At 72.0% G+C, this 13,570-nt stretch carries 14 protein-coding genes and 1 pseudogene; 9 read left to right on the top strand and 6 right to left on the bottom strand.

Annotated elements, in window-relative coordinates; translation table 11 throughout:
* The 4 genes from ACWGKI_RS11210 to ACWGKI_RS11195 all read right to left on the bottom strand — a co-directional run.
* Positions 1 to 368: hypothetical protein (locus ACWGKI_RS11210; protein ID WP_452186987.1), on the bottom strand; the 368-nt coding region annotated here is incomplete at its 3' end.
* A 1-nt stretch (position 369) separates the two neighbouring features.
* Positions 370 to 978, bottom strand: a complete 609-nt coding sequence (locus ACWGKI_RS11205) for a DUF6318 family protein (protein ID WP_452186985.1) — start codon at positions 976 to 978, stop codon at positions 370 to 372.
* A 106-nt stretch (positions 979 to 1,084) separates the two neighbouring features.
* On the bottom strand, positions 1,085 to 2,266 hold the full coding sequence (locus ACWGKI_RS11200; protein WP_452186983.1) for an FAD-dependent monooxygenase: 1,182 nt from the start codon (positions 2,264 to 2,266) through the stop codon (positions 1,085 to 1,087).
* A gap of 1 nt (position 2,267) precedes the next feature.
* On the bottom strand, positions 2,268 to 2,570 hold the full coding sequence (locus ACWGKI_RS11195) for a putative quinol monooxygenase (protein ID WP_452186981.1): 303 nt from the start codon (positions 2,568 to 2,570) through the stop codon (positions 2,268 to 2,270).
* A gap of 113 nt (positions 2,571 to 2,683) precedes the next feature.
* Between ACWGKI_RS11195 and ACWGKI_RS11190 the strand changes: the two are divergent.
* The 3 genes and pseudogenes from ACWGKI_RS11190 to ACWGKI_RS11180 form a co-directional block, all read left to right on the top strand.
* Positions 2,684 to 2,965: pseudogene (locus ACWGKI_RS11190) on the top strand (FAD-dependent oxidoreductase); the annotation flags it as partial.
* A gap of 283 nt (positions 2,966 to 3,248) precedes the next feature.
* Entirely contained in the window at positions 3,249 to 3,779 is a 531-nt protein-coding gene (locus ACWGKI_RS11185; RefSeq protein WP_452186979.1) for an STM3941 family protein, read from the top strand.
* Positions 3,780 to 3,783: 4 nt separating this feature from the next.
* Complete coding sequence (locus ACWGKI_RS11180; protein ID WP_380243759.1) at positions 3,784 to 4,722, top strand: oxygenase MpaB family protein; 939 nt, start codon at positions 3,784 to 3,786, stop codon at positions 4,720 to 4,722.
* Between the two features lie 14 nt (positions 4,723 to 4,736).
* Here ACWGKI_RS11180 and ACWGKI_RS11175 read toward each other — a convergent pair whose 3' ends face one another.
* A complete protein-coding gene (locus tag ACWGKI_RS11175) occupies positions 4,737 to 5,540 on the bottom strand; it encodes a collagen-like triple helix repeat-containing protein (RefSeq protein WP_452186977.1) in 804 nt (267 codons plus the stop codon).
* Positions 5,541 to 5,790: 250 nt separating this feature from the next.
* On the opposite strand from ACWGKI_RS11175, the gene ACWGKI_RS11170 reads away from it, so the two are divergent.
* From ACWGKI_RS11170 to ACWGKI_RS11145, 6 genes are read left to right on the top strand one after another with little or no spacing between them, the layout of a single operon-like run.
* Positions 5,791 to 6,801 (top strand): LacI family DNA-binding transcriptional regulator, encoded by a 1,011-nt coding sequence (locus ACWGKI_RS11170; protein WP_380243758.1) that lies wholly within the window; start codon positions 5,791 to 5,793, stop codon positions 6,799 to 6,801.
* A gap of 44 nt (positions 6,802 to 6,845) precedes the next feature.
* On the top strand, positions 6,846 to 8,117 hold the full coding sequence (locus ACWGKI_RS11165; RefSeq protein ID WP_452186975.1) for an extracellular solute-binding protein: 1,272 nt from the start codon (positions 6,846 to 6,848) through the stop codon (positions 8,115 to 8,117).
* Positions 8,117 to 9,055 carry a carbohydrate ABC transporter permease gene (locus ACWGKI_RS11160; RefSeq protein ID WP_452186973.1) on the top strand — a complete coding sequence of 313 codons (939 nt, stop codon included), beginning with the start codon at positions 8,117 to 8,119 and terminating at the stop codon, positions 9,053 to 9,055. Before ACWGKI_RS11165 ends, ACWGKI_RS11160 begins: the two co-directional genes overlap by 1 nt.
* Position 9,056: 1 nt before the next feature.
* Positions 9,057 to 9,917 carry a carbohydrate ABC transporter permease gene (locus ACWGKI_RS11155; protein WP_452186971.1) on the top strand — a complete coding sequence of 287 codons (861 nt, stop codon included), beginning with the start codon at positions 9,057 to 9,059 and terminating at the stop codon, positions 9,915 to 9,917.
* A 4-nt stretch (positions 9,918 to 9,921) separates the two neighbouring features.
* Entirely contained in the window at positions 9,922 to 10,923 is a 1,002-nt protein-coding gene (locus ACWGKI_RS11150) for a glycoside hydrolase family 130 protein (RefSeq protein WP_380243754.1), read from the top strand.
* Positions 10,924 to 10,965: 42 nt separating this feature from the next.
* A complete protein-coding gene (locus ACWGKI_RS11145) occupies positions 10,966 to 13,200 on the top strand; it encodes a beta-galactosidase (RefSeq protein ID WP_452186969.1) in 2,235 nt (744 codons plus the stop codon).
* On the opposite strand, the gene ACWGKI_RS11140 is transcribed toward ACWGKI_RS11145, so the two are convergent.
* On the bottom strand, positions 13,173 to 13,568 hold the full coding sequence (locus ACWGKI_RS11140) for a YchJ family protein (protein ID WP_380243752.1): 396 nt from the start codon (positions 13,566 to 13,568) through the stop codon (positions 13,173 to 13,175). The genes ACWGKI_RS11145 and ACWGKI_RS11140 overlap by 28 nt on opposite strands.
* Positions 13,569 to 13,570 lie beyond the last annotated feature (2 nt).

Here is a 13,570-nt window from a genome sequence, read left to right as displayed (position 1 = left end):
CCGTCGCAGGCGGGGGTGATCTGGGCTTCGGTGGTGTTCTGGGGGCAGGCGCCGGGTGCGGTGGTGATGGCTTGGACGGCTTCGAGGTCGTCGAAGGTGAGGCAGGCTGTGGCGTCCGCGCGCAGGTAGCGGTCCTCGCTCGCTTCGCCTGAGGCGTTGCTTCCGCTGGAGTCGATGGTCGCCATCGGGAGTTCCCCCTCGACGACGACTTCTTTGCTGCGGTCGTCGCTGCGCCCGCTGTACGACGGTGTCGTCGGCGGGCTCGTCGATGAGAACTGTTCTCCGAGCAGGTGGGTACCGGCGCTCGCATGATCGGGCAGGGTGACGAGTGTCGCCGCGGCGAGGACGGCTATAGCGAGCGAGCGCATCTCAGGAGCCCGGGATCTCGGCGACAGTGAGGACCGTCCAGTGTCCACGGCTTCGGGCGACCTCGACGCGGGACTCGTCTTCTGAGGCGTCCTGATGGAAGAGCTTCCTTCCGCTCTTGCTGGTGATCGTGGAGGCCTTCTCATCGATCCTCACATCAAGGGGCCAGATCCCGGTCGTGGAGTCCTGGGCGTATGTCTGAGTTACCCGCACTTTTGCGTCCCCGCCAGTAAAGATGTCTCCCCGCTTCGTGATTTCGCGTGCCTGGTCGAGCCTGTTCGCGCAATACGTGCAGCTCTTGTGCGACATGGCCTCCCACTCGGCGGTGTCGCCCGTCTTCATGATGTAGTCGTCGAGCTCGAGGAAGTAGACCGCGGCGGCTTCGGCGCCGGCGGGCCCGTCGTCGTCCAGCGCTTGGGGTCGTTCGGGTGCCACGACGACAGCCTTGGCTGTCGGTGACGGTGACGGCGACGGCGACGGCGAGGGCTTGGTGCTGGCGCTGCTGGCGGCGGGCCGTGGCGAGGACTGTGGACCGTCGGCGCACCCGGCGACGAGCAGGGCGGCGGCCGTGACGAGTGAGGTGGCGGCGAGGACGGCCCGGGTGCGGGTCATGACGAGGCTTCCTGTCGGCGGCGAGGTCGCGTCACTGTAGGTCGATCCCGCACACCGCCGCCGAGGGCCTGTGGATAACCGCGTCAGGGGCGCGGCCCGGCCCCGCTCAGCCCTCCGGTGGCTGCCAGCTCATCACCGGTCGCAGGGCGCGCGCGCCGAGGGTTCCCGCCCATCGCCCGAACGCGCGCATGCCGGCGTCGCGCGCCGCGGTGGCAGCGCGGGACGTCCACAGGGTCGGCGTCGCGAGGCGTGCCGACATCCGCATCACCTGCTCGACCCGCGGCCGGCGCTCGGCCGACCAGCGTTGCAGCGACTCGGCGACGTCACCGTCCGGGCCGACGCGCACGCCCAGCACCACGGCGTCCTCGAGCGCCTGGCACCCGCCCTGCCCGAGGTTCGGCAGCATCGCGTGCGCGGCGTCACCGACGAGCGCGACCCGGCCCGTCGCGAGGGAGGCGGGGGGTGCGGGCAGGTGCCGCAGCTCGTGCCGCAGGGCCGCGTCGTCGTCGACGGACGCCAGGAGCGCGGGGATCGGGTCGTACCAGTCGGCAAGGCGGGCGCGCAGCTCGTCGAGGTCGCGCGGGACGCCGGCCGCGTCCGCCACCGACACGTACATGTAGATCCGCCCGTCAGCGAGGGGCATGACCCCGAGGACGACGCCGCGTCCCCAGATCTCCGCCCCGCTCGCCCCGGGGAGCGGGGGTGTGACGAACCGCCACGCCGTCGACCCGCCCGCCACGGGGCGGGGGGCGCTCGCCCACCAGCGGGTCCGGGTCGCGGAGCCGATGCCGTCTGCGGCGACCACCAGGTCGGCGTCCGTCTCCGTCGTCGTCCCCGTGGCGGCGTCGGTCGTCGTGACGCGCGCGGCCCGCGTCGTCGTCCCAGGGTCGGTGACCTCCACGCTCGCGCCGAGGCGCAGCGCACCGGGCGGGAGCGCGTCCGCGAGCAGGCCGACCAGCTGCGCGCGGTGCAGCATCAGGGTGCGGTCGCCGAACAGCGACGTGGGTTCCTCCGCGCGCCCGCGCACCAGCCACCGCCCGTCGGGACGGCGGAGGCCGAACTCGCCCTGCAGCGCGGCCAGGTCGCGCGTCGCGTCCCCGACCCCCAGCGCGTCGAGCGACCGCACGGCGTTCGGCGCGACGACGATCCCCGCACCGACGGGATCCAGCGACGTCGCCCGCTCCACGACACTCACGTCCCACCCGTGCCGCGCCAGCGCGACCCCTGACGCCAGTCCGCCGACGCCCCCGCCGATCACGACGGCCTTGCGCTCACGTCCCGCCGCCATGTCAGCCCCGCAGCGGTGAGCCGACGACGGTGAAACGGAAGCCGCCGAAGTCGCCGGACAGCAGCGGCCGCGCGGCCTCGATCGACGCCTGCACGCTCGGGAGCTGCAGCGACGCGCGGTGCGCCTCCGCGGACGTCCACAGCTCGGAGACGAACACCGTGTCCGGCTGGTCGTCGCTGACACCGACCTCGTACAGCAGGCACCCCGCGTCGGCGAGTTCCGTGCTGCGTTGCGTGAGGTGGGCGACCAGGTCGTCGCGGCGTCCGGGGGCGGCACCCAGCGTGCCGACGTTCGCATAGGTCATGGGTCCCGACGGTAGCCCTGAAGTACGGTGCCGACCCGGCAGGGGCGCGCTCGTTCCTGGTGCTCGACGCCGAGGACGGGCCTGGCGGGGCGGGGCGCCACCGGTGGCGCTTCATGCGGATGAGCACCGTGTACGGGATCCACGACCTGCCCGGCGTCGAGCAGCCGGACGTCGGCCAGGAGGGAACCGTTGTCGCGCGGGCGATCGTCAACGCGACGGGCACGTGGTCGAAGCCGTTCTGGCCCGCCTATCCGGGCCAGGGGACGTTCCGAGGACGCCAGCTGCACACCGCCGACTACCTCCGGGCGGAGGACCTCGCCGGGCAGCGCGTCGCCGTCGTCGGCGGCGGGATCTCCGCCGTGCAGCTGCTGGAGGAGGTCTCCCAGGTGGCACAAACCTTGGTTCACGCGCCGCGACCCCGTGTGGCGCCACTCCTTCGGGCAGGACGACGGTCCCGTGCGGTCGCGCAGGTCGAGGACCGCGTGCGCGAGGGGGCGCCGCCGCTGAGCGTCGCCTCCGTCACGGGGCTGATCAAGACGCGGACGCTCCTCGCCGCCGAGGCGCGCGGCGTGCTCCATCGGCGTCCCATGTTCGCGCGACAGCTGCTGGGGCCCCCGGTATCTCACCCCGGCACGCGGGGTGGTGACGCGCACCTTGCGGCTCGCTATTCTCCGCGCCATGGCGGATCACCAGCACTGGGGCCATCAGCTCGCGCTGACCGGGCACGTTCGCGTCTTCGCATCCCGGTGGCGGATGTTCGGAGTGCTGCTGATGTCGCTGGTCTTCGTCGCGGGAGGCGTCTTCATGGCACGCGACGGCGATCATGTGGTGGCGGCGTGGCTGTGCAGCGGCTTCTTCGGACTGGGCGTGCTGGTCTCCGGGTGGCGCCTCGTGCGGCCGGTGACGTTCGTGGTGAGCAGACGGGGCATCCGGTACGGGCGATGCGACCTGGAGTGGGGCGACCTCACGGCGATCACTGAGTGGACGCACGCCCACAACAGGATGGTGGTGCTGCTGCTCACGGACGACGCGGCGATGCGGCTCGCGACGACGTCGACGCGACGGGCGTTGATGCGTGCGGACGCGGCCCTGGTCGGGGTCCCGAACCTCGGTATCCCCGGTCCCTTCGCTCGGCAGAGTGAGCTCGTGGCATGGCTCGAGAATGTGCGCGCGACTCACGCGCCGACCCCCGGCATGGCGCGATACTGACGTGATGACGACGGCGACGAACCCCGTGGAGCAGCTGCGGTCGCGGCTGGGGGAGATGCTGTTCGAGAAGGTCGCGGGCGACGACGCGAACGCGTCGCGCGACCGTATCCACCTGACGCCGGGGCCGCGGTGGTTCGCGCCGGACAGCCCTGTCGCGCGGGTGCACGCGGACGCGTCGATGTTCGTGGGCGGGCTGCGGGCGCTGCTGCTGCAGTCGCTGCACCCGCTGGCGATGGCGGGCGTGGCCGGGCACTCCGGGTACCGGGGCGACCCGTGGGGCCGGCTGGAGCGGACGGCGACCTTCCTGGCGACGACGACGTTCGGCACGGTCGACGACGCGCAGGCGATGATCGACAAGGTCCGGTCGGTGCACGAACGGGTGCGGGGCAAGGCACCGGACGGCCGCCCGTACCGGGCCGGCGACCCGCACCTGCTGTCCTGGGTGCACGCCGCGGAGGCCGACTCGTTCCTCACCGCGCACCAGAGGTTCGGTGAACGGCCGCTCACCAGGACCGAGGCCGACGAGTACGTGCGCCAGGCGGCGCGGGTCGCCCGGGCGCTGGGCGCCGTCGTCGTGCCGGAGACGGTGGCCGACTTGCGCGCGACGATCGAGTCGTATCGCCCGGAGCTGGAGGTGTCCCCGGCGGCGCTCGACGCCGCGGGGTTCCTGCTGCGCGAGCCGCCGCTGCCGCGCCCGGCGCGGCTGCCGTACGCGCTCCTCGCGGCAGGAGCGGTCTCGCTGCTCCCGGCGTGGGCGCGGGACGCGCTCGAGCTCGACACGTGGTTCCGTCGCACGCTCGGCGGCCCCGCCGGCGCGCTCGCAGTGCGCACCGTGCGGTGGGGGATGGGGACGTCGGAGCGGACCCGGACCTACCCGCGTGCCGGCGTCCCGGTCGAGGCACCGCCGGACGGCCTCACCCCCCGGCGCGTCGCCGAGGGGTGAGGGCCGGAGCCGGGTCAGCCTTCGTCGACCTGCGTGAACGTCGCGTCGACGTTCATCGTGAACTCGCCGCTGCCCGCGGACGAGCGGTCGGCGTTGTAGCCGAAGGCGTCGACGGACAGCGTCGTGGCCTCGTCGAGGGTGATCACGCCGTAGGCCGACGCGTTCTGCTCGATGGTGCCTGCGGTGCCCGCCTCGGGGAACTCGCCCGTGTACGCGGTGACGGTCTGGTAGCCGTCCTGGTCCCACGTGCCCTTGTTGACCTGCACCTGGAAGACGGGCGTGGCGTACGGCGCCTGCAGGTCGTCCGTCGACCGGCCGACGATGCCGTTGACGGACACGAGGTACGTGCCCGCCTCCAGCTGGACCTCTCCGACGGCGGTGTGGCCCGTGCCCCACTTGCCGCCGACGTGCGCCACGACGGCAGACTCGTGGAACGTCTTGACACCGACGATGCCGTCGTCCCCGCGCTCGCCCTGCTGGCCGTCTGCCCCGGCAGGACCCGTCGGGCCCGCGGGGCCCGTCGCACCGGTGGCGCCGGTCTTGCCCGTCGCACCGGTCTTGCCCGTCGCACCGGTAGCGCCCTTGAGCTTGGACTTCGTGTAGTCGCTCAGGTCGGCGTAACCGACCGACCCGTCGCGCAGGTCGTAACCCGTCAGGGAGCTGTTCTTGATGTCGGCTCCGGTGAGAGAGCTGTTCTTGACGTCACCGCCGTCGATCTGGTGGGCGGCGGAGGCGGAGGCGGCGGTGCCGAGCACGGCGAGCCCGCCGACCAGGGTGGCGGCGGCCACGAACGGGACCACCCGTGAGAAGTGCTTCATCGCTACTTGTGTTCCTCTCTCAGGGAAAAGTACGCACGCCGGCGAAGCCTGCCGGCAGCAGTTGCCGGAGGCTCTTTGGCGTCGCGAAAGTGAGTGAAACGTAGCAATCGGACAGTGAGATTCCAGACCAAATGGTCGTTTTTCACCCACACGTGTCACCAGCCTGTTCCTGCGCTCGCATCGTCAAACCGGTTGTCGTGATCGTCAAACCGCTTTTACCGTCGAGGTGACCGGACCACGAAGGTGTGTGATGAGCCGACCGACCATCTCGGACGTCGCCCGTGCCGCAGGAGTCACGAAGGCGACCGTCTCCCACGCGTACAGCGGCAACCGCCCGATCTCGGCAGCCACGAAGCACCGGGTCTTCGAGGCCGCGAAGGCGCTCGAGTGGGTGCCGAGCTCGAGCGCGCGCGCCCTGGCGGTCCGCCGCGCCAACGCCATCGGCGTGATCCTGCGCAGGGACCCGACCATCATCGCGTCCGACACGTTCTTCCCCGGGTTCATCGCCGGCGTCGAGTCCGCGCTCGCGGAGCGTGAGGTCGCCCTCGTCCTGCAGGTCGTGGACAGCTGCACGGCGGAAGAGCGCGCCTACCGGGCCATGCGGGCGGGCCGGGCGGACGGCGTCATCGTCCTCGACCTGCACCGGGACGACTGGCGTGTGCCGTTCCTGGAGCGACTGAAGGTGCCTGCCGTCCTGCTGGGCGCGTACGACCGGCCGAGCGCCTACTCGTGCGTCCGCACGGACGACGCCGCGCCCGTCGGCCGGCTCGTCGCGCACCTGCGCTCGCTCGGGCACGAACGCATCGCGCACGTCGCCGGGCCCTTGCAGTACGTGCACTCCTACGCCCGTGCCCGCGCCTACGTGCAGGCCGTCGGGTCGAAGGAGCTGCTGCGCGAGAGCGACTTCACCGCGGGCAGCGGTCGCGCTCTGACGGAGGAGCTCCTGGACCTGGAGGACCGGCCCACCGCGATCCTCTACTCCAACGACACGATGGCGATCGCGGGCATCTCGTACGCCCAGGGTCGCGGCCTCGCCGTCCCGGACGAGCTGGCGGTGGCCGGCTTCGACGACGACCACCTGTCGGCCCACCTCACCCCTGCGCTCACGAGCGTGTCCACCGACCCGTTCGGTCGCGGCCGGGTCGCCGCGGAGCGGCTGCTCGCCGACCTCGCCGGTCAGGAGCCGCGCTCGGTCACCGTCGACTGCAACGTCCTGCGCCTGCGCGCGAGCACCGACGCTCGCGCGCCAGAACGGCACTGAGGTGCGCGTCCGCGCGCCCCGCCCGACTCAAGGAGGAGTTACCGATGAAGCACATCCGACCGGCTGCCGTGGCAGCCGTCGCCGCCGTCGCGCTCGCCGCCGGTTGTTCCGGCGGGGGCGGGGGGTCGGACGAGGAAGCGTCCGGGACCGGCCCGATCGAGATCTGGCTGTCCAACAACGAGCAGGAGGTCGGCTGGGGCAAGGAGGTCGTCAAGGCCTGGAACGCCGAGCACCCCGACGAGAAGGTCACCGCCCAGGAGATCCCGGCCGGGTCCTCGTCCGAGGAGGCGATCACCGCCGCGATCACGGCCGGCACCGCACCCTGCCTCGTGTACAACATCTCCAGCGCGGCGGTGCCCGACTGGGTGCGGCAGGGCGGGCTCGTGAACCTGTCGGACATCGACGGGGGCACGGACTACATCGCCCAGCGCAGCGGTGACAGCGACGTGTACCAGACCGACGGCGGGTTCTACCAGCTCCCGTGGAAGTCCAACCCGGTCATGGTCATGTACAACAAGAAGCTGTTCACGAAGGCCGGTCTCGACCCTGCCGACCCCGGCATGGAGACGTACGACGGGTTCCTCGACGGGGCACGCAAGATCGTCGACTCCGGGGCCGCGAAGAGCGCGATCTGGCCGTCCCCCACGAACGAGTTCTTCCAGCCGTGGTTCGACTTCTACCCGCTGTACCTCGCGGAGACCGACGGCACGTCGCTCGTCGAGGACGGCGCGGCGACGTTCGACGACGACGCGGGCCGCGCGGTCGGGGACTTCTGGGCCACGGTCTACTCCGAGGGGCTCGCGCCGAAGGAGGCGTCGACCGACGACGCCATGTCGGCGGGCACGACGGCGATGCAGCTCGCCGGCCCGTGGGCGATCGCCTCCTACGCCGACACCGTCGACGTCGGGTTCATGCCCGTGCCGACGTCGGACGGGCGGGCGGACCCGGTGACCTTCGCCGACTCCAAGAACGTCTCGATGTTCACCTCCTGCAAGAACCAGGGCACCGCCTGGGAGTTCCTGAAGTTCTCGACCAGCGAGGAGAACGACGGCAAGCTGCTCGAGGCCACGGGCCAGATGCCGCTACGACAGGACCTGGCAGCCACGTACGCGGACTACTTCAAGGCCAACCCCGACTACCAGGCGTTCGCCGCCCAGGCCGAGCGCACGGGCGACGTGCCGAGCATCCCGAACTCGGTGGAGGCCTGGCAGGCGTTCCGCGACGCGTACTCGTCGGCGGTGATCTTCGGCAAGGGGTCCGTCGACGAGTTCTTGACGAAGGCGGCCGACTCCGTCGACGGTCTCGTCCAGGGCTGATGTCCGCCACCTCGACGGCGCCGCGGCCGGTGGCGCGCCCGGCTGGCCCCGAGCGGGCGACGCGGCGGCGATGGTGGGGTGCGCAACCGGTCGGCACCGTCTTCGCGCTGCCCTACCTCGTCTTCGTCCTGACCGTCTTCGCCTACCCGCTCGCGTTCGCCGTCTACATCGCGTTTCACGACTACTTCTTCACGGCGCCCGGTGTCGACGTGCCGAAGCCGTTCGTGGGCCTCGACAACTTCGTCACGGTCCTCACCGACCCGCAGGTGCTCGAGTCGTTCCGCAACACCGCGGTCTTCCTCGTCATCAACGTCCCCCTCACCGTGGTGCTGTCGATGGTCCTTGCCACGGCGCTCGACCGTGGCGTGCGCTGGGCGTCGGCGTACCGGGTGGCGTTCTACGTGCCGTACCTGACGGCGAGCGTGTCGCTGGTCGGGGTGTGGATGCTGCTGTTCTCCTCGGACGGCCTCGTGAACGCGGTCCTCGGCCGGCTCGCCCCTGACCCGTCGTGGCTCGTCAACGAGAGGCTCGCGATGCCGACCATCGCCCTCTACGTGACGTGGAAACAGCTCGGCTTGTACATCCTGCTGTACCTGGCTGCGCTGCAGAACGTGCCGCGCGAGCTGCACGAGTCGGCGGAGACCGACGGCGCGAACGCGTTCCAGAGGTTCCTCAACGTCACCGTCCCGGGCGTACGCACGGCGACGACCCTCGTGCTGGTGCTGGCGATCATCACGGGAGCGAACCTCTTCACCGAGCCCTACCTCCTCACCAACGGCGGCGGGCCGGACGGCGCCTCGACGACGCCCGTCCTGCTCATCTACCAGAAGGGGATCCAGCAGCAGAACCCGGACCTGGCGTCGGCCATCGGCATCGTCCTCGTCATCGTCGTCGGGCTGCTGTCCCTGGCCGCCAACCGCCTGAACCGGGAGGCCTGACATGACCAGGACCACCACGCGGGGCCTGCGGGACCGCTCGCGCTGGACCGGGCTGCGCTACCTGCTCCTGACGGTCGCGGCAGTCGCGTTCGCGTTCCCCTTCTACTTCATGGTGGTCGGGGCGTTCCAGCAGAGCCCGACCAACACGCCCGACGCGCTCGTGCCGACGTCGGGCTGGACCCTGGACAACTTCGCGCAGATCGACGCGCGCATCGACCTGGGCGGGTCGCTGGTCAACTCCCTGGTGTTCACGCTGGGTGTGCTGTGCGGCACCGTCGTCTTCGGTCTGCTGGCCGGCTACGCGATCGCCCAGCTGGACTTCCGCGGGCGGGGCGCGGTGTGGGTGCTCATGCTGCTGGTCCAGATGGTGCCGTTCCAGCTGCTCATGATCCCGCTGTACGTGCAGGTCACACGCGGGTACGGCCTGGGCGACTCGTACCTCGGGATGATCCTGCCCTTCGCGATCAACACGACCGCCGTCTTCATCTTCGCGCAGTTCTTCCGTGCGCTGCCGCGCGAGATGTTCGAGGCGGCGCGGATCGACGGCGCGGGCGAGCTGCGCATCCTGCGCACCATCGCCGTCCCCCTGGTGAAGCCGGCGCTCGCCACGGTCGTGCTGGTGACGTTCATCGGGCCGTGGAACGAGTTCCTGTGGCCGTTCCTCATCACCAAGGACGCCTCCATGCAGCCCCTGGCCGTGTCGCTGGCGAACTACATCTCCAACGTGGCGCAGTCCACCGCCAACCCCAACGGGGCGATCCTCGCCGGCGCCACCACCCTGGCGTTCCCCGTCGTCGTCCTGTTCTGCCTGTTCCAGCGGTACTTCACCGCCTCTGACCTCGGCTCCGCCGTGAAGGGATGACCCGATGACCGTCACCAGCATGTTCACCCACGCCGCGTTCCCGCTCGGCCCGTTCGTCCCCTACGAGCACAACCCGATCCTGCGCCCCCGCGGCGGCAGCTGGGAGTCTGCGAACCTGTACAACCCGGCCGCGCTCGTCGACGGGGACGAGGTGGTGCTCCTGTACCGGGCGCACGCCGACGACATCGTGTCCCACATCGGGCTCGCACGAAGCCGCGACGGGTACCACTTCGAGCGGGAGGAGGAGCCGATCCTCTCGCCGAGCGAGGACTACGAGAGGTTCGGCTGCGAGGACCCGCGCATCGCGTTCGTCGACGGCACGTACTACCTGACCTACACCGGGTGGGACCGGCGGTCCGCGCAGCTCTGCCTGGCGACGTCGACCGACCTGCGCACCTGGACCAAGCACGGCCCGCTGTTCGAGGACTTCGACACCTTCGCCACCGTCGACCCGCGCGGCTTCAACTGGTCGAAGGCGGGGGTCATCGTCCCCGTCAAGATGCAGGGCCGCTGGTGGATGTACTTCGGCGAGGGCGCCATCTACTGGGCCACGTCCGACGACCTGGTGCACTGGACGCCCGGCACGCCAGACACCGAGCCGATGTACTCGCCCACTCCCGGGACGTTCGACGAGGCGCTCGTCGAGATCGGCACGTCGCCCGTCCTGACCGACAACGGGCTGCTCGTCATGCTCACGAACGGCGCCACGCGCACGGTGCACGAGGACGGGTCGGTGGACGTCGACTACCGCTGCGGACAGATCGCCATCGACCCCGACGAGCCCACGCGCGTGCTGGCGCGGCTGCAGGAGCCGTGGCTGCGGCCGCAGACCTTCGAGGACCGCAACGGTCTCGTGTCGAACGTGACCTTCGTCGAGGGCCTGGTGCAGTTCCGCGGCAAGTGGTTCGCCTACTACGGCCAGTCCGACACCACGCTGGCGGTCGCCGTCCATGATCCGGCGCGTCCGTGGGGTGCGGGTCTGCGCGATCTCCCCGAGCCCGGCTAGGGTGCGGGTCGAAGCGCTTCGACGACGACCCGGGGGACCACGATGACGATCGGCCTCGCACGGCTCACCGACGAGCTGGGCATGCTCTACGGCGGCGACTACAACCCCGAGCAGTGGGACCCGGCCGTGTGGCAGGAGGACGTCGCGCTGATGCGGGAGGCGGGGGTCAACCTCGTCACGGTCGGCGTGTTCAGCTGGTCGCACTACGAGCCTCGGCCCGGGGAGTACCGCTTCGGGTGGATGGACGACGTCCTCGACCTGCTGCACGACGCGGGCATCGCCGTCGACCTGGCGACCCCGGTCGCGTCCCCGCCGCCCTGGCTGGGCCACCTGCACCCGGAGTCGTTGCCGACGACGGCGGACGGCACGGTGCTGAGCTACGGGTCGCGCAACCAGTTCTGCCCGTCGTCGGACGCGTACCGGACCGCGGCCGCGGCGATCGCCGAGCAGCTCGCCGCCCGGTACGCCCCCCACCCCGCGGTCAGGATGTGGCACGCGGGCAACGAGTACGGGCAGGTCTGCTTCTGCGACCGGTGCGCCGCGAGGTTCCGCGACTGGCTGCGGGCGCGGTACGAGGGCCTCGACGCCCTCAACACGGCGTGGGCCACGCCGGTCTGGTCCCAGGAGTACGGCGACTGGGCCGAGGTCCTCCCGCCGCGTGCGGCGCCCTACCACCGCAACCCCGCGCAGGAGCTCGACTTCCGGCGCTTCTCCTCCGACCTCCTGCTGGACCTGTACCGGGAGCAGAAGGCGATCGTGCGTCGGCACGACCCGCACCGGCCCGTCACCACCAACCTCATGGGCTTCTTCGGCGGCGTCGACCCGCACGCGTGGCGCGCCGACCTCGACGTCGTCGCCGACGACGCCTATCCCGATCCGGCGTCCCCCGACGCTCCCGCGGACGCGGCGCTCGTCAACCACCTGGCCCGCGGGCTCGCCGGCGGCCGACCCTGGCTGCGCATGGAACAGGCGGCGAGCGCGGTGAGCTGGCGCGAGCACAACCTCACGAAGTCGCCCGCACGGCTGCGCGCCGAGGTGCTGCAGGCCACCGCGCACGGCTGCGACGGCGCCCTGTTCTTCCAGTGGCGCCAGGCGCGCTCCGGCCCTGAGCGCTTCCACTCCGCGATGCTGCCGCTCGCGGGCCCGGACACCGCGGTGCACGCGGGCGTCCGTCGGATCGGCGCCGAGCTGCGCGACCTGGGCGGGCTCGTCGGCGAGCCCGTCCACAGCCGGGTCGCCCTCCTGTGGGACTGGCCGTCGTGGTGGGCCGCCACGCAGGTCGCCCTCCCGACGGCGCGGCTCGATCCCCTCGCCACCCTCAAGTCCTGGCACCGCGCGCTGTGGCGGCTCGGGGTCGTCGCCGACGTCGTCGCACCCGGGCAGGACGACGCCACCCTCGACGCGTACGACGTCGTGCTGGCCCCCGCCCTCGCCGTGCTCGAGCAGGACGACGCGGACCGCCTCGACGCCTATGTCGCCGGCGGCGGACACCTTGTGTGGGGGCCGTTCGGCGGGGTCGCCGACGGTCACGGGCACCTGCACCTCGGACGCTCCCCGGCGCTGCTGCGGCACGTGCTCGGGGTGTCCGCCGAGGAGTGGGTGCCCCTGCCCGACGGCGGCAGCGACGTCGTCTGGACCGCCGGTGCGTCCGCCGGGGCGCGTGCCACCGCCGCCGTCCTGGGCGAGCGCACCCGCACCGACGGCGCCACCGTCCTCGCCACGTACGACGACGGCCCGCTCGCCGGCGGTGTCGCCGTCGCGCGCCACGACCACGGCGCCGGCCGTGCCTGGTACGTCGGCACGGACCTCGGCGCAGCGCGCCGCGCGGCCGGGCACCCGGCCGTCGAGTACCGGGCTGTCGAGCACCTGGCCGGCGGGCGTCCGACTGCCGAGGACGGGGGTCTCGACACGGTGCTGCGGGCGGTGCTCGAGAGCGCGGGCGTCCCGCCGGGTGGCCAGCAGCCGGGCGTCGAGACGGTGTGGCGCGGCCGGACGCTGGTCGCGATCAACCACACCGACCGGCCCGTACGCCTCGACCTGACCGCTGCGCTCGCGGCCGGCCCGGAGCCCGTGCGTCCCGCGACCGTCCTCGACGACGTGCTCAACGGCGCCCGGTACGACCTCGCGGCGGGCCGGGCAGACCTGGCGGACCCGGGCCCGGGACCGAACTCTGACCCGGACCTGGCAGCGGGAGCCGGCCACGGGGTGGCGCCGACGCTCGCCCCGGACGACGTCGTCGTCCTTGTCGCTCAGGCCCCGACGTCGCCGTCCACGTAGAGCCAGCGGCCGCCTTCGCGGACGAACCGGCTCACCTCATGCAGGCGACCGCGCTCCCCGGTGGCGGCGGACCGGTACTGCGCGACGAACTCGACCTCGCCGCCGTCGTCGAACGGGCCGCCCGCGTGGGTGGCGAGGACGACGAGACGCCGCCACTCCTGGTCGTCGTCCAGCTCCAGCGCCCGGGGACGGGTGCGCGGGTGCCACGTCGCGCGCAGGTACGCGGCGTCCCCGACGGCGAACGCGCTGTACCGCGAGCGCATGAGCGCCTCCGCGGTAGGCGCAGGCCGGTCGCCGCGGTGCAGCGGGCCGCAGCACGCGCCGTAGGTGTCGCCGGAGCCGCAGGGGCAGCGGTCGTCGTCGTGCACGG

Source organism: Isoptericola sp. NPDC055881 (genome assembly GCF_053615895.1).
The sequence above is the reverse complement of the archived record's forward strand: the minus strand, read 5'-3'. Positions and strand labels throughout refer to the sequence as shown.

Excerpts from the sequence above, each read along its gene's own strand:
- ACWGKI_RS11180 (WP_380243759.1), top strand. The coding sequence starts at position 3,784 with ATGACGACGGCGACGAACCCCGTGGAGCAGCTGCGGTCGCGGCTGGGG.
- ACWGKI_RS11155 (WP_452186971.1), top strand. The coding sequence starts at position 9,057 with ATGACCAGGACCACCACGCGGGGCCTGCGGGACCGCTCGCGCTGGACC.
- ACWGKI_RS11145 (WP_452186969.1), top strand. The coding sequence starts at position 10,966 with ATGACGATCGGCCTCGCACGGCTCACCGACGAGCTGGGCATGCTCTAC.
- ACWGKI_RS11185 (WP_452186979.1), top strand. The coding sequence starts at position 3,249 with ATGGCGGATCACCAGCACTGGGGCCATCAGCTCGCGCTGACCGGGCAC.
- ACWGKI_RS11150 (WP_380243754.1), top strand. The coding sequence starts at position 9,922 with ATGACCGTCACCAGCATGTTCACCCACGCCGCGTTCCCGCTCGGCCCG.
- ACWGKI_RS11175 (WP_452186977.1), bottom strand. The coding sequence starts at position 5,540 with ATGAAGCACTTCTCACGGGTGGTCCCGTTCGTGGCCGCCGCCACCCTG.
- ACWGKI_RS11165 (WP_452186975.1), top strand. The coding sequence starts at position 6,846 with ATGAAGCACATCCGACCGGCTGCCGTGGCAGCCGTCGCCGCCGTCGCG.
- ACWGKI_RS11160 (WP_452186973.1), top strand. The coding sequence starts at position 8,117 with ATGTCCGCCACCTCGACGGCGCCGCGGCCGGTGGCGCGCCCGGCTGGC.
- ACWGKI_RS11200 (WP_452186983.1), bottom strand. The coding sequence starts at position 2,266 with ATGGCGGCGGGACGTGAGCGCAAGGCCGTCGTGATCGGCGGGGGCGTC.
- ACWGKI_RS11170 (WP_380243758.1), top strand. The coding sequence starts at position 5,791 with ATGAGCCGACCGACCATCTCGGACGTCGCCCGTGCCGCAGGAGTCACG.
- ACWGKI_RS11195 (WP_452186981.1), bottom strand. The coding sequence starts at position 2,570 with ATGACCTATGCGAACGTCGGCACGCTGGGTGCCGCCCCCGGACGCCGC.
- ACWGKI_RS11205 (WP_452186985.1), bottom strand. The coding sequence starts at position 978 with ATGACCCGCACCCGGGCCGTCCTCGCCGCCACCTCACTCGTCACGGCC.